This is a genomic window from Oxobacter pfennigii, from assembly GCF_001317355.1.
Taxonomy (GTDB): Bacteria; Bacillota; Clostridia; order Clostridiales; family Oxobacteraceae; genus Oxobacter; species Oxobacter pfennigii.
In genome coordinates this window covers 57,137-73,838 of record NZ_LKET01000068.1, presented here as the reverse complement: position 1 = coordinate 73,838, position 16,702 = coordinate 57,137, and the positions used below count along the sequence as shown (strand labels likewise).

The following is a 16,702-nucleotide window of genomic DNA, read 5'->3' as shown; positions in this document are numbered from 1 at the left end:
TATCAAAGTTTTGATATGAATTTCTGGAGGCGGTTTAAACCATCCTCAAGAATATCCATGGAATAGGCATATGATATTCTTAAGTGACCTTCTCCGTATCCGCCGAAGGCCGAGCCGGGAACTACAGCTAATTTTCCTTCGTATAAAAGGCGGGTGCAGAATTCCTCGGAAGACAGGTTGAATTTTTTAATCTCGGGGAAAAGGTAAAAGGCACCTAAAGGCTCAAAGCAGTCAAGATCCATGGATTTTAACCTGTTGTGACAGTAAGTCCTTCTTTTATCGTACTCGGTTACCATTTCCTTTATGTTTTTATCGCAGCTTCTTATGGCCTCAATTCCTGCCGCTTGGCTTACCGAGGGTGCACAGGAAACATTGTATTGATGTACCTTTACAATATGCTCCATTATTTTTTTAGGGGCAAGTATATAACCAAGTCTCCAGCCTGTCATCGAGTATGCCTTGGAAAATCCGTTTATGACAATAGTTCTCTCCTTCATATCATCAATGGAAGCTATGGAGAAATGCTTTTTGCCGTAGGTAAGCTCGCTGTATATTTCATCTGAAATTATTGCAACGTGGGTGCCCTTTATAACTTCACTTAATTTTATCAAATCATCCTCATCCATTACCGCTCCTGTAGGATTGGAGGGGTAGGAGAGGAGCAAGGCTTTGGTTTTTGGTGTAATGTATTCTTTAAGGGTTTGTGCTTTTAATTTAAAGCCATCCTCGGGCTTTAAAGGAACGAATACCGGTTTGCCTCCTGAAAGGCTTATGCAAGCTTCATATGCCACATATCCTGGAGAAGGGATTAATATCTCATCACCGGGATTGATGATGGTTCTTAATATGACATCAATAGCCTGGCTGGCTCCTACCGTTACGGTAATTTCATCAGCAGGATCATAGTGGAGGTTGTAATTGTTTTTTACAAGCTTAGAAATCTCTTTTCTTAAATCCATATATCCCTGATTGGCGGTATAGGTTGTCATATCATTTTTTATGGCTTGTATACCTGCATTTTTAACTTCTTCGGGAGTGCTGAAATCAGGCTGTCCGATGGTTAGGGTCAAAGCACCGGGCACATTATTAACCATATTTGAGAAACGTCGGATGGGGGATAGTTTTATAGCTGATACTTTATCTGATACTAAATTTCCAATATCCATATTAATCATCCTCTTTGAATTAATAAAAATTGAGGGAGTGTTTGCTCCCCCAAATTATACTTAAATTTCATATATAAAGCAATTACTTATTGATGATGACATCGTCCATGTTATAAAATCCGGGCTTCTTATTATATAGGTATTTTACCGCCCTTATGGCACCTACGGCAAATACATCCCGGGATAACGCCGAGTGGTTAACTTCAATAACTTCTCCTGCACCTGCAAATATTACCGAATGGTCTCCTACGATATTTCCGCCTCTTATTGAGTGTATTCCGAGCTCCTGAAAGGTTCTCTTGCCCGTCTTTGAATGCCTGCCATATACATATTCCTTTTTTTCTTTTAATGCATTGTTAATTGTATCTGCAATAATCAAAGCAGTACCGCTTGGGGAATCTATCTTTTGATTGTGATGCTTCTCGATTATCTCTATGTCAAAGTTTTCTTCCAATGCCTTTGCAGCCTGCTTAACAAGGTTCAATAAAAGATTTACGCCAAGGGACATATTGGCTGAGGTCAATATGGCAACCTTTTCTGATGCCGATTTAATATTTTCCTTATCTTCAGGGCTATGGCCGGTTGTGCATATGACCATGGGAATTTTCTTTTCTATACCATATGCCAATAATATAGGCAAGCCCTTTGGGTTTGAAAAATCAACTATAACATCCGCTTTTTCTTTTACCGTATTTAAGGCCGAATACACGGAATAATCGTTTGTAAACCTGTCAGGAGTGGTATCTACACCTGCAGCTATGGTTATACCCTCATCATCTTTAACCATCCCTGATACCACCTGGCCCATTCTTCCGTTACACCCGTTCAATAATATCCTTATCATTTATAATCACCTCTGGATGCCGATTCCGTAAGCTATCATTTCCTTCTTTAATATTTCAAGATTCTTTTCCGACATATTCACAAGGGGGAGTCTAAGCCCGCCTACATTTTTGCCCATAAGGTTAAGTGCCTCTTTTACCGGTATGGGATTTATCTCTATGAACAATGCCTTAATAACATCAAACATCTTAAGCTGTAAGTCTAATGAGCCTTTTAAGTCGCCTTCGAAGTATTTTGCCACCATATCATGAGTGTCTTTTGGCAGGATATTTGCAACTACGGATATTACGCCCTTTCCTCCGATAGACAGTATGGGAACAATCTGGTCATCGTTTCCCGAATATATGTCAAGCTTATCGCCGCAAAGCTGGGCAATCCTTGTGATCTGAACTATATCGGAGCTGGCTTCTTTTACAGCCGCTATATTTGGCACTGATACGAGCTCGAATAAAGTCTCGGGAAGTATATTCAAGCCAGTACGGGAAGGTACATTGTATATTATTATGGGCTTTGTAACTTCCTTTGCTATTGCTTTGAAGTGTTCAATACAGCCCCGCTGAGTTGTTTTATTGTAATAGGGGGTTATGACCAAAAGCCCGTCAGCGCCATTTTCATCCGCCCATTTGCTCATTTCAACGGAAGCTTTTGTGTTGTTTGTGCCGGTACCTGCGATAACAGGTATTCTTTTATTTATAACATCTATTGTGAATTTTATTGCTGCTTTTCTTTCATCCAAGCTCATGGTGGAGGCTTCGCCTGTAGTACCGCATACTATTATGGCGTCAGTCTTCTCGGCTACATGCCATTCCAAAAGCTCTTCTAATTTTTTAAAGTCAACTCCATCTTCTGTAAAGGGGGTTATTATGGCTACTCCGGAACCGGTAAAAAGACTCATAAATTCCATCCTTTCGATTTTTAATAAAGTTACTGTTTAATCACGTATTTTTACGTGATTATCTATTTAAGAGAAGCTGGGCTATCTGAACTGCATTTGTGGCAGCGCCTTTTCTAATGTTGTCTGCAACTACCCACATGTTCAAACCATAGTCTAAGCTTTCATCCCTTCTAATCCTGCCAACATATACTTCGTCTTTATCCGCAGTGTAAAGGGGCGTTGGGTATTGGTTATTTTCAGGGTCATCCTGAAGAACAATTCCAGGACTCCTCCTTAAAAGCTCTTTAACTTCATTAACTGAAAAGTCTTTATTTAATTCAACGTTTATTGATTCGCTGTGGCTGTAGAATACAGGGACCCTTACAGTTGTAGCAGTTATCCTCAAGCTGTCATCGTGAAGGATTTTCTTGGTTTCATTTACCATCTTCATTTCTTCTTTTGTATATCCGTTTTCTAAAAAGCTGTCTATATGAGGCAGGCAGTTTCCGGCAATTGGATACAAGAATTTCTTTGGCGCATCGCCTTTGTAGCCGTTCTCTAAATCAGAATATCCCGAAACTCCGGCTCCCGATACTGATTGGTATGTTGAATATACAATCCTTTTTATTCCGTAGGAATTGTGAAGGGGTTTTAATGCCACAACTGCCTGTATTGTTGAACAGTTGGGGTTTGCTATTATTCCCTTGTTCCAGTTTATATCCTCTGGGTTTACTTCGGGAACTACCAAAGGAACACTTTCATCCATCCTCCAGGCACTGCTGTTATCTATTACTACAGTTCCCTTTGAAGCAGCAATGGGCGCAAACTGAAGGCTTGTGGAGCCGCCTGCAGAAAACAGTGCTATATCAATACCTCTGTCAAAGGAGGTCTCGGTTAATTCCTCCACTGTGTATTCCTTGCCGCAGTATACTATTTTCTGACCGGCAGATTTCTTTGATGAAAACATGTACAGATTTTCTATGGGGAAATCCCTTTCCTCCAAAACCTGAAGCATCTTTCTTCCTACCATTCCTGTTGCTCCTACCACGGCAACATTAACTTTTTTCATTCCCTTACCTCCTTCTATTTTCTGTAAATGCATTTAAACTTTATCTGGTGTACTTATTAAAGGCAGTAGAACATTGCGGAAAGTCTGTGTACTTGTCAGCTGAATATCACCAACTTATGGCGAGCGCGGCCGTCAAAACCAGGACGGCTTTGGGGCCGGCAAGCTCTTTGCAATCAGATACCAAAACCACAGGTACTAGGACTTGTAGCAGTTCGGAGGCCTTTGAATAAGTACGTTATTAAAACGTTTCAACAATATCTATACTGACACCGGTTCTGGCTATTTCATCAAGCTCATTTTTGTCGGCTTTATTATCTGTAATAAGGCGCTGTATCTGATCAATATTGCAGATTTTTGAAAAGGTTATACGTCCTATTTTTCTGTAATCGGTGATGAGAATATTTTCATCCGATGCCTTAATTACCGCTCTTGTAAAATCAGCAGTATCGATGGTGGATGTGGTTATGCCTTTTTTTGCCTGGACACCGGCACAGGGGATAAAGGCTTTATCCAGACTGTATTTTTCCATTTCGTAAACAGCACTGCTTCCTAAAATATTTCCTTTATAATTTTTGATTTTACCGCCGATTATAATGGTTTCGATATTTTCATAGCTGCATATAATCTTTGCCACATCAAGGGAGTTAGTGACCACAGTCAATCTCATATCGCATATTAAAGGTACCATTGCATGGGATATGGTGCTTCCCATTAAAAAAATGGTATCTCCATCCTCTATGTATTTCGAGGCTCTCATTGCTATGGCTTTTTTCTCGGCTGCTGCTTCCTTCATGCCTTCTTCAACAGTTGGGAGCCACATTGCTTTTTCCACCTTAACGGCACCGCCGTGGGTTTTTTTAAGCAGGCCTTTCTTTTCTAAGTCCGCCAAATCCCTTCGTATTGTATAAATTGAAACATCAAAATTATCGGCAAGGCTTTGAATCTGGACAATGCCGTCGTTATCAATCATTTGCAGTATTTTCTTTTTCCTCTCTTCAGTCAGCATTTCCATCACCTCCCTATATAGTATATTCGCTATTATGCAAAAGTGATTACAAATTTATGCTAATAATCTGCTAATAATTTGCTCATATTAACAATAACAGTTTGAAAAGCGGATGTCAATAAAGATGCTCGGGATATATTAATTTATGTGAATTTTCATTGAATTGACACCAAATAATAGGCTATGCTACTATTGTGGTATATTTATTATGGCAGAAAAGCCAGGAGATGGAATTAATGAGAGACGATATACTTTTAAAGGAAATAACAGATATAAGAAGGCATATCCATATGAACCCAGAAATGGGCTTTGAGGAATATGAAACATCAAAATACATAAAAGAATATTTATTAAAACTTGGTATAGAAGTTATAGAAGGCATTGCTAAGACCGGTATTATAGGCGTTATCAAAGGTAAGAAAGGTAATTCCTCAGTCGCAGTCAGAGCGGATATGGACTGCCTGGAAGTGAAGGAAGAAAATGATTTGGCCTATTGCTCAAAGATTCCCGGGTTAATGCATGCATGCGGCCATGACGGCCACGTGGCGTCATTGTTGGGGCTGGCTTATACAATAGTAAATTCAAAAATGAGCTTGGATAATTCCGTTATATTGATATTTCAGCCTGCAGAAGAAGGACCGGGAGGAGCGGAGGTAATTTTAAAGAGCAAGGTACTTGATAAATTCAACATAAAGGCAGTACTTAGCATGCACATTTATCCTGAAATAGAGCAGGGGAAAATAGGCTGCTGTATTGGGCCAATCACCGCAAGGAACGGAGAAATAGATATTCATGTAAAAGGAAAATCAGGCCACGGGGCACTTCCTCATACGGGGATAGATTCTGTTATTGCTGCATCCCAGGTAATACAGGCGGTGCAGACAGTAATTTCAAGAAAGATAGACCCAAGGGAAAATGCAGTTATAACTTTAGGGAAAATATACGGGGGAGAGGCAAGGAACATACTTGCGGGCAAAGTAACCTTAGAGGGTACAATCAGAGCTTTTTCCAAAGATGTATACAGTACCATAAAGGATAGCATAAACATGTTCTGCGATGGTTTGGCAAAGGCAAACGACTGCACAATAGAAACAGAGATTCGGGATATGTATCCTGAAGTCAAAAATGATGCCAGGCTGTTTGATATGTTAATTAAGGCCGCTGGAGAGGAGAATGTGGAAGTTGTAAAACCTCTAATGATATCCGAGGATTTTTCATATTATAGGGAAATTGCTCCCCAGCTCTTCTTCCTTTTGGGAAGCAGAAATGAAGATGAGGGTTTTACCCATCCTCTTCATAACAGCAAGTTCAATTTTGATGAAAGAATATTGCTGAATGCCATTGATATATTCAGCTCAATACTAGAGATGCTTGATAAAGAATAAAATTAGCATAATTCCATATACTACTCATTTAGAGGGGGTAGTATAATGAGATACTACGATTTCCTGGATGCCAAGCTTGTAAAGAAGACACCTTTTAAAAAGGTAATTAAGGCAAAGATAAAGTCAAACAGGCCTCTGTCCGAAGAAGAAATAGCCAGAGAAAAGCAAAAGTATGAAATTGCAAAGGAACTGGGACTTGACGATAAGGTAAGGCAATTAGGCTGGAGCGGCTTGACGGCAAGCGAGACAGGAAGGATAGGAGGAATTATGACTAGGCGCAATAAGGAAAGAAGAGACGATGACATGAAAAGCGGCAATATACCTACCTGGTAGAGGTAGGTATATTTTTTAAGATATGCTATAATGATTCCTGAATATTATGCGGCATTGCCGCAAGGTAGGAATCATTAAAACATGCTTCAACGCAGTTCGCATGCTATAATGATAGTGGATTTCAGGGGGTGGAAACGCGTGCAATATGAGGATTTTGCCTTAATTTATGACATGCTGATGAGCGATATTGATTATGAAGGCTGGAGCAGCCACATCCATGGCAGGATAAAAAGCAATAATTCAGAAGCTGAAAAAATACTTGAGATGGCCTGCGGCACAGGAAGTATATCTGTAAATATGGCGCAATTAGGGTATAATGTTACTGCTTTTGATTTATCAGATGAAATGCTCTCAATAGCATACAAAAAAGCACTGGATGCAGGGCTGAAAATAAGATTTCTTAATCAGGATATGAGAAGCATCAATGTAGAAGATGAGTTTGATGCCGTCATATGCTTGTGTGACAGCATCAACTACATAACTAATAAAGAAGATCTAATTCAAATTTTTAAATGGGTATATAATCATTTAAGCCATACTGGCATTTTTATATTTGATATAAATTCTTCTTATAAACTAAAAAACATAATCGGCAATAATACCTTTACTTATAACGAAGAAGATGCGGCATATATTTGGGAAAATAATTTAACCGATGAAAAAACAGTGGAATTTTTTATTACCTTTTTTATAAGGGAAGGCATATTATATAGGAGGTTTGAAGAATTTCATACTGAAAAGATATATGAAAGCAATGAAATACAAGGAATGCTTAAAGAAGCAGGATTTGCTTCCATAGAAATGAACGAAGCTTACACATACTATAGGGCAAAGGATGATTCCGAAAGGATTTCCTTTTGCTGCAAGAAATAATAGATGGAGGGTACATAATGAAAGACAGGATAATAAGAGGGACTGCTGCGGGTGGAGAATTAAGATTCTTTGCTGCCATAACCACACAGATAGTTGAGGAAGCCAGAAAAATACATAATACCACCCCCGTGGCGTCGGCAGCTTTAGGTAGAATGATGACTGCAGCATCCATGATGGGAACAATGCTTAAAAATGACAGGGACAGATTAACGGTGCAGATAAACGGCGGAGGAGAAGCCGGCCAAATCGTTACAGTAAGCGATAACAAAGGCAATGTAAAAGGATATATATCAAATCCTAATATAGCACGTCCCCTTAATGCGGAAGGAAAGCTGGATGTAGGCGGAGCTGTAGGTACAGACGGGCGCTTGACAGTTATTCGGGATTTGGGGTTAAAAGAGCCTTATGTAGGTTATGTGCCCATAATTTCAGGAGAAATAGCCGAAGATATAACATATTATTTTGCTTCTTCCGAGCAGGTGCCTTCTGCCGTAGCATTAGGAGTCTTAGTTGATACCGACAATTCTGTTGTTGCTGCCGGAGGATTCATGATCCAGGCTATGCCTGAGGCCAGCGAATTTACTAGAGACATATTGGAGTTCCGCTTAGATGAAATACCTCCCGTAACACAGATGATAAAGGATGGCGGAAAGGCGGAGGATATTATAGCTGAGCTTTTGGATGGAATGGACCCCAAAATTCAGGAGGAATATGAGCCTGAATTCATATGCGACTGCAGCAAGAAAAAGGTTGAAAGGCTTCTTTTAAGCCTGGGGCATGAGGAGCTTGAAAGCATGGAAAAAGAAGAAAAAGAAACAGAAGTGGTTTGCCATTTCTGCAATACAAAATATCATTTCTCGCAAAAGGATATTCGCGAGCTTAAGGAATCGGGTCTTAACCAATAAATGTACTAAAATCCAGGGGTTAGGGGATACTTATTTTAATAAAATATTTTGCTATAAAAGTTGTTGACTTTGCTAACTAGATATTATATACTAATTTATGTCGCTGAAACAAATGTATGCGATATGTGGGAGCATAGCTCAGCTGGGAGAGCATCTGCCTTACAAGCAGAGGGTCATAGGTTCGAGCCCTATTGTTCCCACCACATATGGCCCAGTAGCTCAGTTGGTTAGAGTGCCGGCCTGTCACGCCGGAGGTCGAGGGTTCGAGCCCCTTCTGGGTCGCCATATGGCCAGATAGCTCAGTCGGTAGAGCAGTGGACTGAAAATCCACGTGTCGTTGGTTCGATTCCGACTCTGGCCACCATTTTAATGATAGAGGAAGCATATTACATAATGTATCCCTATCCTAATATGCGGGAATAGCTCAGTTGATAGAGCGTCGCCTTGCCAAGGCGAAGGTCGCGGGTTTGAGCCCCGTTTCCCGCTCCATGTGGCGACATAGCCAAGTGGTAAGGCAGAGGTCTGCAAAACCTTTATTCCCCAGTTCAAATCTGGGTGTCGCCTCCAGAGAAGCCCTGAAACATCAAATGTTTCGGGGATTTTTTATTTTGAGAAATTATTGCTCAAAAATGCAAATCTGTCCTAAATCTGTCCAATCTTAAAAATCTGTCCTAACTTATCTGCCGCAGCTCTCTCTGCATCCTTTTTAATGTGGATATAAATATCATCTGTTACAGATGTCCGGGCATGACCAAGCCTTTTAGATATTACATTGCTTGTTTCTTTGATATCATACAGCAGACTTGCATGTGTATGTCTTAAACCGTGGAATGTAATTGTCTTTACTTTATCGCTGCAGGACTGAACACACTTTGAAAATGTCTTTGTTATATATTGAGGTCTTAATGGCCTGCCATCTTCCCAGCAGCAAACATATTCATAGTCTATATGATTTACCTTTGATGCATCCTCCTGAGCAGCTTTCAATTTATTTAGCCATTCCATAGTTACGGTGTCGATTGGTATATTTCTCTTGGAATTTTTAGTTTTTGGTGTTTCAGGCACTAAAACACCGCCCTTTTTTTCAACCATGCTATGCTTTACTTTTATAATTTGACTATTGAAGTCCACTGCATCCCATTTAAGAGCGGATATCTCGGCTTCTCTCATGCCGGTACTATATGCCAAAGTAACTGCATTAAAAAATTTTGCATTATCCTTGATAAAATCCATAAAAATTTTTATTTCATTCAGTGACCAAACTTCTATTTCTCTCTTATCGTCACTAGGAGGCGAAACATTATCTGTAGGGTTAATACGTATCATCTGCCAGATTACAGCCCATTTTAGGGCTAAATGGAGCATTTTATGGGTTTTTAAAACGGTACCTTGAGCATATCTGTTAATTACAGTACCGTTTTTTAATTTTTTAGTTTCCCCCAACAGATTATTATAAAACTGCTGTATTATTGGCGGTGCTAATTTATCAATTTTTATATGCCCTATATGATTTTTAATGCAGTTACAAAATGTAGTATATCTGGTTTGAGTTTGATAGGCACATTGCACCAATACATAAGATTTATACCAATAATCGAGGTAATCACTGAGCGTCATTTTGCTTCCGTACTCTATTTCTCCATTTGCACTCATCGTCAGCCATTTAGCTTCAAAAGCTTTAGCCTCCTTAGAGGTTTTACATGTTTTTGTTTTTCGCTTCTTTTTTCCGGTTAAAGGATCCTTTCCAAGATAAACCTCAACATAGTATCCTTCTTCTATTTTACGTATTGACATTTTACCCTCCTTCCAGGACAGATTCAGGACAGAAATAAATTACCAAGCATTTCTACATTCGGATAAAACTTCGGGTGAGTATTCTAAAGCATATTTACTAAATTCAACAGCCTCCTTCTCTATTACTTCCATATCGCCTTCTTCCATGTCATGGGAATATAGATGTTTCGATTCGTGCCATATGGTTTCGAGTTGTTTTTCGGGTGATAAATTTGAATTAATAACAATAAGATATTTATCGTTAAGACCTTTATAAAGCAATCCATAAATACTATCTAACTTTTCAAAAGTAATTCTGATAGAATTATCTTCTTCCAAGCGTCTCATAAAACAAGCTACTTCATAAATAATCGTTTTATTCATTGTTCTCCTTTTCAAATATATCAATCATTTTTAATATTTTTTGCCTATCGCTTGATGAAAGCTTTTTTATTTTGTGAAACATTAATTTAAATTCCTGCTCTAACTGATTTATTTCATCGTCATCTGTTATAGAGAAAGAACGGAAATCATCCTCATCAAAATAATTTTGCGGCAATCCACATATTTCTATTATTTTATTTAAAACTTCTTTTGGGGCAGGTGAGCGGCCAGCTTCTATATCCCCAATATAGCTCCTAGACAGACCAAGTTCATTAGCCAACATAAGCCCTGTGAACTTATAACCAATTTTTTCACTCTTAATTTCTCTAGCTTGTTTTACTTTTTTTCCAATTTCCTTCTTATCAAACATAACTACCACCTATTAATCGTAATAAAGTAATTATACGTAAATAACGTTAAATAGTCAAGAAAATTGCGTAATTTTATGATAAATAATGAAATCAATGCAGTAATTTCTTTAAATGACACAATATGACGTAATATTACGTATGTGTATTGTTGTAATTACGTAATTAATTACGTAAAATAAAACTAAGCTAAATAAAGCAAATTAAAAGAGGTGATAAAAAAATGAATGAACTATTTATGGGATTAGCCTGGAATAAAAAACTTGAAATATTAAGGACCATTAAAGGATGGTCCCAGATAGAAGCAGCGGAACAATGCCAAACAAATCAGAAGGCATACTGGAATTGGGAAAAAGGCAAAGTATGCCCCAGGAGAGACAGTCAGAAGGTAATAGCTGCTGCTTTTGGGGTGGACATAAAGGAGATATTTGGCAATGAATATAAAAGTGCATAGGCGGTGATGATGTGGACTTCAAATATTATACAGCTAAAGAACTTGCTGCAATGTTTAATGTAACCACTGTAACTATAAAAAAAGAATTTGAGAGGAAAAAATTAAATGGTTTCCTCGTCGGCAACGAACTAAGGTGCTCCCAAAGGGATGTAGATGAGTATACCAATTTTTTAAAGTATGGCAAAACATCAAAGGAAATTGAGCTCGAGGGGGAAGTTGAAAATCTTACTAAAAAGATGGACATACTTAAAAAGTTGCTTAAAGACGTACATAAAACTTTCTTAGAAGCAGATGCTGCTTTATAAAAATGTACAAGCAGTATGAATAATATGTAGCAAATAATAACATCCTAATCTTCAAATATGAGTGAAAGGGAGAGACCATGGCAATAAAAGTAATTTTTGAATATCCGGATAATCCGGATGCAATGGCAGAAATTGAGGACACACAAGCCAGGATTACACTCGACATCCTCAAAAGAATGCTAACGCCAATACAGTTAGAAGCCTTGATGAACAAACTAAGAAGCGAAAGAAAGGCGTAAGGCCTTAATAAGCTAACTATGTACAAGCCTAGAAGGAGGTGAAAGAATGGCTGAACAGCAGAAACAGGAAGAAACCTTAACCATTGATGAAATTAAAGAAAATATTGAAAAATACGGCATGCCAAAAATCCGTCTATCAACAAGAAAAGGATGCGTAATTGCTTATCCTGACAGCGTTGAAGTAAATAATGGTTACTTAGATTTTTTTAAAGGAGAACGATTAGTAGCCTACACTAGCAGTAATCCAGAAATTGTTATAATTGACTATTTAGATAATACTAAGGCCGCATATGAAATAGGAGACTTGATTTTATCTTGGCCAAAGGAGGGCATCTAAATGACCACGCGTTGCACAAACTGTAAAAAGTCTTGGAATGTAAGCCTTTACCGGTGTACAAGCCATTTAAGGAGGTGAGGGAATGGACCATAAAACAGTGATAGATGAGCAAATTAAAGTTTTACAGAACTTGCAGTCAGATAATGTAAATGCCAACATTCAGATTGAATTAAAAGTAAATAATGCGATTAACATAGTAAATCAGATCTGCAATCTTATAAATTGTGTAATACGTTCAAAATAGAAGATGCCGTCAGCTGCTACTAACGGCACCAGTAATTATTCTGACAAATATTTGATGATTGCATTTTTAAAGTCGGTCAAAGCGTTTGCTATTTCTAACTTTAAATTTTCTAGGTTTTGCTTATCAATAGGAGCATTGTAAGCAGAATTTGTTGATACGTTAGTATGTTTTAAATTATTTATTATTGATATTAACTCATAATCTAACTTATTTATATCTTTCAATTGTACACCTCCCTTAATATAGATTTTACCATTTGAGGGAGTTAAGAAACAGAGAAATGTAGGAGGTGATGAGAGTGGAAAAAATAAATGAAAAAATTGAGGCTTTTATACTTACCTATCTTGATTATGTACAAGAATCACTTGAAAAAGTTAAAAGTGGAGAAACAGTTGATACAGTAGCAATCTATGCTTTAGGCGATGCGATAAGGATAATGCATCATATAAGGAAAATATCGGATAATCAGTAAAGTTTTTTAACCCATCCGTTTATATCATCAGGCACATTATATACTTCACCATCCAGCATATCCCATTCGTCACAACTAGTGGTATGAATATATACATCATCTGCAGTTGCTTTAGCTGAGTGATAAGTGCCGTAACAAACGTTATTAATAATCAAAATGAATCTGTTTGTTACTTTATCTAGATTTATTTGCATTAAACCAATTTTACTATTATAAAAATACACATTAAACACCATCCTTTTAAAAATATTACCATCAATGATAAGAATGGACAAGTATATAAAATTCAAAGGAGGTACTCAATATGACCGCACGCTGTACATGCTGTAAAAAGCACTGGAATATAAGCATATATCAGCAGGTCCCTAAATCCGGTTATGTCTGCCCAAGGTGCAGGAGCAGAAAAAAAGAAAGTGTGAAAGGCGGTGATAAAGTGGAATGGGTTAATGTGGACCATGCAGTGTTATATATTCTACGCTCCTTTTCGGGAGAGAGTCTGGTTAAAGCCTTAGTAAGATTGCTTGGCAAAAAAACAGTGCAGGAGATAGTTGATAAATGCGAGGCGGTGATTTGATTGAGCATAAGAGCGTTAAAAGCTTACATTGACTTTTGCAGTGCATCAGGCCGGGAGCCGACATGGGAAGGCTTAAGAGCAATAAAAAAGGCCCCATCTAAGAGGGCTATGTAAAGAGTTCAAAATTATTATAAATCAAAAGTTTTAAAAAATCAAACTTTTTAGAGGAATAAGACTTATGGATACAGATTTAAAACCGTGCCCATGCTGTGGAGCTCCTGCAGAACTTAACGAGTGGGGCTATGTGATATGCCCCGAATGTGGGTTATCAAGTGCCATAAAGGAGACAGTTGAGGAATCAATAGCAGCATGGAATAGGAGGGCAGAATGAATTATATTGAATTTTTACAATCAAAAATAGATATAGCTAAGGATACAGGCTTTGAAATATCACCGGATGAAGTAAATCCGATACTTAAGCCACATCAAAAGGATGCAGTTATATGGGCTGTAAAGGGCGGCAAAAGAGGACTGTTTGAAGCTTTCGGCTTAGGTAAAACAGCTCAGGAGCTGGAGTGGTGCCGCATTATTGTTAAACGTATGGGGGGGCAGGCTCTTATAATCTTACCGCTTGGAGTAAAGCAGGAATTTACACACGATGCAGTACACCTTTTAAGGATTGACCCTCCTGTGTATGTCCGTACAATGGCAGAGGTTAAATCCACAGATGCACCTATACTTATGACAAACTATGAGCGCGTAAGGGATGGGGACATTGACCCAAAATACTTTACGGCTGTATCCCTGGATGAAGCATCCGTATTACGGAGCTATGGCAGCAAGACATATCAGACTTTTCTAAATAAATTTAAAGGTGTGCCTTTTAAGCTTGTATCAACGGCAACACCTTCACCAAATAAAATCAAAGAGCTTATTCATTATGCAGGGTTCCTTGAAATCATGGATACCGGGCAAGCCTTAACACGGTTCTTTCAGCGTGATAGCACCAAGGCCAATAATTTAACCCTATATCCGCACAAGGAAAACGAATTCTGGCTATGGGTGAGTAGCTGGGCGTTATTTATAACCAAGCCGTCAGATTTAGGATACTCAGATGAGGGATATGACTTGCCTCCACTTAATATAAGATACCATGAAATACCTGTGGATCATACAACGGCAGGTACCGATAAAGACGGTCAGGTAAAGCTTATAAGAGATGCGGCTTTATCCTTGCAAGATGAAGCAAGGGAGAAAAGGGAAAGCATAGGCTCCAGAGTGGCTAAAATGGCGGAGATAGTAAATGCCAATCCGGATGAACATTTTATACTTTGGCATGACCTGGAGGCTGAACGACATGCTATAAAAAAGGCTCTGCCTGAGGCTGTGGAGGTTTACGGCAGCTTGGATTACGACATACGAGAGAAAAGAGTAATTGACTTTTCAAACGGCAAAACAAAGCTGCTTGCTACTAAAAAAGAAATATCCGGCCAAGGCTGTAACTTCCAACGGCATTGTCACAGGGCAATATTTGCAGGCATAGACTATGAGTTTAATGACTTTATACAGGCCATACACAGGATATACCGATTTTTACAAACTGAGCAGGTCATCATAGATATCATATCCACCGAGAGTGAGCGGCAAATCCTGCAGGCTTTGCTTAAAAAGTGGGAGCAACATGATTACCTGACAGCTAAGATGACGGAGATTATCCGTAAATATGGCTTATCAAATACAAACTTAATTGAAAAATTGAAAAGAACAATGGGGGTGAAAAGAACGGAAGTTAAAGGCAAACATTTTATGGCCGTGAATAATGATTGCATCCTTGAAATGCAGCAAGTACCGGATAATTATTTCGGCCTGATACATACATCAATACCCTTTGGTAACCATTATGAGTATACTGCAAGCTACAATGACTTTGGACATAATCCGGGAAATGATAACTTTTTTAAGCAAATGGATTATTTAACTCCGGAGTGTTACAGGACCTTAAAGCCGGGCAGGATAGCAGCCATACATGTAAAAGATAGGATACTCTTTGGCAATGCCACAGGTGACGGTATGCCGACATTAGACCCATTCAGCGACTTAACAGTTTTCCACTTTATCAAGCATGGTTTTAGGTATATGGGGCGCATTACAGTATTAACAGATGTTGTGAGGGAGAATAACCAGACATACCGCTTGGGATGGAGTGAGCAATGCAAGGATGGTTCTAAAATGGGTGTTGGATGCCCGGAATATATCCTGCTTTTCCGCAAGCTCCCAAGCGACACATCAAAGGCCTATGCGGATGAGCCTGTAACGAAAACAAAAGAAGAATACACCAGGGCACAATGGCAGATAGATGCTCACTCTTTTTACAGGACATCCGGAGACAGGCTGCTAACAAAAGCAGAATTAGAGGCTATGCCGGTTGATAAACTGCAGGCTGCATACCGCAAATATAGCCGGGGGACAGTATATAACTATAAAGAGCATGTGGAACTTGCAAAAAAACTTGATTTTGATGGGAAACTTCCTGCATCCTTTATGGTAGTCGCTCCGGGCAGCTGGGATGATACTATCTGGGATGATATTAACAGGATGAAAACACTTAACACATCCCAGAGCCAAAAGAGACTGCAAATGCATGTATGCCCACTACAGATAGATATAGTTGAGAGGATTATAAACCGTTACTCCAACAAGGAGGACATTGTATGTGACCCATTCGGCGGACTTATGACAGTACCTGTTACGGCCGTGAAAATGGGCAGGGAGGGTTATGGTATAGAGTTAAATACAGATTATTTCAGGGACGGCGTAGGGTACCTTAAGGCTGCCGACATGGAAGTGGACATGCCTACATTGTTTGATTTTTTAAACTTAAAGGAGGCTTAGTAATGGCTAAAAGAACAACTGAAGAACTTAATAAACTGGCAGAACTACCCTTGGCGGCAGAAATCCATCCAGAAAAAAAGAAATTTGAAAAATTATCAGCCATCTATGAAGGCGAAGACTTTAAATACAAAATCAGTAAAGATTGTGTACAGATAATAAAGGAGCATAATAAATATCTTACCATTCAAAATTCAGAGTTAGAAAATTTAATAGCAGGTCTGACGAAAGTCTATACAATAGTTAAGGCAAATGAAGTATAAAGGCGG

Annotated in this window: 24 protein-coding genes and 5 tRNA genes; 19 read left to right on the top strand and 10 right to left on the bottom strand. The window is 38.7% G+C overall.

Features of this window, described 5'->3' with window-relative positions; all coding sequences use genetic code 11:
• Positions 1 to 2 precede the first annotated feature (2 nt).
• From OXPF_RS19805 to OXPF_RS19785, 5 genes are all read right to left on the bottom strand, one after another.
• Positions 3 to 1,166 carry an aminotransferase class I/II-fold pyridoxal phosphate-dependent enzyme gene (locus OXPF_RS19805; RefSeq protein ID WP_054876944.1) on the bottom strand — a complete coding sequence of 388 codons (1,164 nt, stop codon included), beginning with the start codon at positions 1,164 to 1,166 and terminating at the stop codon, positions 3 to 5.
• An 82-nt stretch (positions 1,167 to 1,248) separates the two neighbouring features.
• On the bottom strand, positions 1,249 to 2,010 hold the full coding sequence (gene dapB / locus OXPF_RS19800) for a 4-hydroxy-tetrahydrodipicolinate reductase (protein ID WP_054876943.1): 762 nt from the start codon (positions 2,008 to 2,010) through the stop codon (positions 1,249 to 1,251).
• 6 nt (positions 2,011 to 2,016) lie between these two features.
• Positions 2,017 to 2,904 (bottom strand): 4-hydroxy-tetrahydrodipicolinate synthase, encoded by an 888-nt coding sequence (gene dapA / locus OXPF_RS19795; RefSeq protein ID WP_054876942.1) that lies wholly within the window; start codon positions 2,902 to 2,904, stop codon positions 2,017 to 2,019.
• 58 nt (positions 2,905 to 2,962) lie between these two features.
• On the bottom strand, positions 2,963 to 3,952 hold the full coding sequence (locus OXPF_RS19790) for an aspartate-semialdehyde dehydrogenase (protein ID WP_054876941.1): 990 nt from the start codon (positions 3,950 to 3,952) through the stop codon (positions 2,963 to 2,965).
• A 238-nt stretch (positions 3,953 to 4,190) separates the two neighbouring features.
• Positions 4,191 to 4,958 (bottom strand): DeoR/GlpR family DNA-binding transcription regulator, encoded by a 768-nt coding sequence (locus OXPF_RS19785; protein WP_054876940.1) that lies wholly within the window; start codon positions 4,956 to 4,958, stop codon positions 4,191 to 4,193.
• A 236-nt stretch (positions 4,959 to 5,194) separates the two neighbouring features.
• Here OXPF_RS19785 and OXPF_RS19780 point away from each other — a divergent pair, with 236 nt between their 5' ends.
• The 9 genes from OXPF_RS19780 to OXPF_RS19740 all read left to right on the top strand — a co-directional run bounded on the left by OXPF_RS19780 (position 5,195) and on the right by OXPF_RS19740 (position 9,021).
• Positions 5,195 to 6,343 (top strand): M20 metallopeptidase family protein, encoded by a 1,149-nt coding sequence (locus OXPF_RS19780; RefSeq protein ID WP_054876939.1) that lies wholly within the window; start codon positions 5,195 to 5,197, stop codon positions 6,341 to 6,343.
• 45 nt (positions 6,344 to 6,388) lie between these two features.
• Positions 6,389 to 6,676, top strand: a complete 288-nt coding sequence (locus tag OXPF_RS19775) for an alpha/beta-type small acid-soluble spore protein (protein ID WP_054876938.1) — start codon at positions 6,389 to 6,391, stop codon at positions 6,674 to 6,676.
• A 138-nt stretch (positions 6,677 to 6,814) separates the two neighbouring features.
• On the top strand, positions 6,815 to 7,549 hold the full coding sequence (locus OXPF_RS19770) for a class I SAM-dependent DNA methyltransferase (RefSeq protein ID WP_054876937.1): 735 nt from the start codon (positions 6,815 to 6,817) through the stop codon (positions 7,547 to 7,549).
• Between the two features lie 17 nt (positions 7,550 to 7,566).
• The gene (gene hslO, locus OXPF_RS19765; RefSeq protein ID WP_054876936.1) at positions 7,567 to 8,454 is read left to right on the top strand and encodes an Hsp33 family molecular chaperone HslO; all 888 of its coding nucleotides are present in this window, start codon (positions 7,567 to 7,569) and stop codon (positions 8,452 to 8,454) included.
• A gap of 127 nt (positions 8,455 to 8,581) precedes the next feature.
• Positions 8,582 to 8,657: transfer RNA gene (locus tag OXPF_RS19760), tRNA-Val, on the top strand.
• Between the two features lie 5 nt (positions 8,658 to 8,662).
• Positions 8,663 to 8,739, top strand: a tRNA-Asp gene (locus tag OXPF_RS19755).
• A 3-nt stretch (positions 8,740 to 8,742) separates the two neighbouring features.
• Positions 8,743 to 8,818: transfer RNA gene (locus tag OXPF_RS19750), tRNA-Phe, on the top strand.
• A gap of 49 nt (positions 8,819 to 8,867) precedes the next feature.
• Positions 8,868 to 8,943: transfer RNA gene (locus OXPF_RS19745), tRNA-Gly, on the top strand.
• Between the two features lie 3 nt (positions 8,944 to 8,946).
• A tRNA-Cys gene (locus OXPF_RS19740) sits at positions 8,947 to 9,021 on the top strand.
• Positions 9,022 to 9,096: 75 nt separating this feature from the next.
• On the opposite strand, the gene OXPF_RS19735 is transcribed toward OXPF_RS19740, so the two are convergent.
• From OXPF_RS19735 to OXPF_RS19725, 3 genes are read right to left on the bottom strand one after another with little or no spacing between them, the layout of a single operon-like run.
• Positions 9,097 to 10,248, bottom strand: coding sequence for a tyrosine-type recombinase/integrase (locus OXPF_RS19735; RefSeq protein WP_054876935.1), 1,152 nt, complete (start codon positions 10,246 to 10,248; stop codon positions 9,097 to 9,099).
• A 39-nt stretch (positions 10,249 to 10,287) separates the two neighbouring features.
• Complete coding sequence (locus OXPF_RS19730; protein ID WP_160317275.1) at positions 10,288 to 10,575, bottom strand: ImmA/IrrE family metallo-endopeptidase; 288 nt, start codon at positions 10,573 to 10,575, stop codon at positions 10,288 to 10,290.
• 28 nt (positions 10,576 to 10,603) lie between these two features.
• On the bottom strand, positions 10,604 to 10,981 hold the full coding sequence (locus tag OXPF_RS19725) for a helix-turn-helix domain-containing protein (RefSeq protein WP_054876933.1): 378 nt from the start codon (positions 10,979 to 10,981) through the stop codon (positions 10,604 to 10,606).
• A gap of 221 nt (positions 10,982 to 11,202) precedes the next feature.
• On the opposite strand from OXPF_RS19725, the gene OXPF_RS19720 reads away from it, so the two are divergent.
• From OXPF_RS19720 to OXPF_RS22690, 5 genes are all read left to right on the top strand, one after another.
• Complete coding sequence (locus tag OXPF_RS19720) at positions 11,203 to 11,433, top strand: helix-turn-helix transcriptional regulator (RefSeq protein WP_054876932.1); 231 nt, start codon at positions 11,203 to 11,205, stop codon at positions 11,431 to 11,433.
• An 11-nt stretch (positions 11,434 to 11,444) separates the two neighbouring features.
• Positions 11,445 to 11,738 (top strand): helix-turn-helix domain-containing protein, encoded by a 294-nt coding sequence (locus tag OXPF_RS19715; RefSeq protein WP_054876931.1) that lies wholly within the window; start codon positions 11,445 to 11,447, stop codon positions 11,736 to 11,738.
• Between the two features lie 77 nt (positions 11,739 to 11,815).
• On the top strand, positions 11,816 to 11,977 hold the full coding sequence (locus OXPF_RS22695) for a hypothetical protein (protein ID WP_160317274.1): 162 nt from the start codon (positions 11,816 to 11,818) through the stop codon (positions 11,975 to 11,977).
• A 46-nt stretch (positions 11,978 to 12,023) separates the two neighbouring features.
• Positions 12,024 to 12,314, top strand: coding sequence for a hypothetical protein (locus OXPF_RS19710; protein WP_054876930.1), 291 nt, complete (start codon positions 12,024 to 12,026; stop codon positions 12,312 to 12,314).
• Positions 12,315 to 12,396: 82 nt separating this feature from the next.
• Positions 12,397 to 12,558, top strand: a complete 162-nt coding sequence (locus tag OXPF_RS22690) for a hypothetical protein (protein ID WP_160317273.1) — start codon at positions 12,397 to 12,399, stop codon at positions 12,556 to 12,558.
• 35 nt (positions 12,559 to 12,593) lie between these two features.
• Here OXPF_RS22690 and OXPF_RS19705 read toward each other — a convergent pair whose 3' ends face one another.
• Positions 12,594 to 12,782, bottom strand: coding sequence for a hypothetical protein (locus OXPF_RS19705; RefSeq protein WP_054876929.1), 189 nt, complete (start codon positions 12,780 to 12,782; stop codon positions 12,594 to 12,596).
• 74 nt (positions 12,783 to 12,856) lie between these two features.
• Here OXPF_RS19705 and OXPF_RS22685 point away from each other — a divergent pair, with 74 nt between their 5' ends.
• Positions 12,857 to 13,030 carry a hypothetical protein gene (locus OXPF_RS22685; protein ID WP_160317272.1) on the top strand — a complete coding sequence of 58 codons (174 nt, stop codon included), beginning with the start codon at positions 12,857 to 12,859 and terminating at the stop codon, positions 13,028 to 13,030.
• Here OXPF_RS22685 and OXPF_RS22680 read toward each other — a convergent pair.
• On the bottom strand, positions 13,024 to 13,185 hold the full coding sequence (locus OXPF_RS22680; protein WP_160317271.1) for a hypothetical protein: 162 nt from the start codon (positions 13,183 to 13,185) through the stop codon (positions 13,024 to 13,026). The two genes, OXPF_RS22685 and OXPF_RS22680, sit on opposite strands and share 7 nt — an antisense overlap.
• Positions 13,186 to 13,334: 149 nt before the next feature.
• Here OXPF_RS22680 and OXPF_RS19695 point away from each other — a divergent pair, with 149 nt between their 5' ends.
• The 4 genes from OXPF_RS19695 to OXPF_RS19685 all read left to right on the top strand — a co-directional run bounded on the left by OXPF_RS19695 (position 13,335) and on the right by OXPF_RS19685 (position 16,696).
• A complete protein-coding gene (locus tag OXPF_RS19695) occupies positions 13,335 to 13,604 on the top strand; it encodes a hypothetical protein (protein WP_054876927.1) in 270 nt (89 codons plus the stop codon).
• Positions 13,605 to 13,782: 178 nt separating this feature from the next.
• A complete protein-coding gene (locus OXPF_RS22215; protein ID WP_152967816.1) occupies positions 13,783 to 13,935 on the top strand; it encodes a Lar family restriction alleviation protein in 153 nt (50 codons plus the stop codon).
• Positions 13,932 to 16,436 carry a DNA methyltransferase gene (locus OXPF_RS19690; RefSeq protein ID WP_054876926.1) on the top strand — a complete coding sequence of 835 codons (2,505 nt, stop codon included), beginning with the start codon at positions 13,932 to 13,934 and terminating at the stop codon, positions 16,434 to 16,436. The genes OXPF_RS22215 and OXPF_RS19690 overlap by 4 nt, the downstream gene beginning before the upstream one ends.
• A 2-nt stretch (positions 16,437 to 16,438) precedes the next feature.
• Positions 16,439 to 16,696, top strand: coding sequence for a hypothetical protein (locus OXPF_RS19685; protein WP_054876925.1), 258 nt, complete (start codon positions 16,439 to 16,441; stop codon positions 16,694 to 16,696).
• Positions 16,697 to 16,702: the final 6 nt, after the last annotated feature.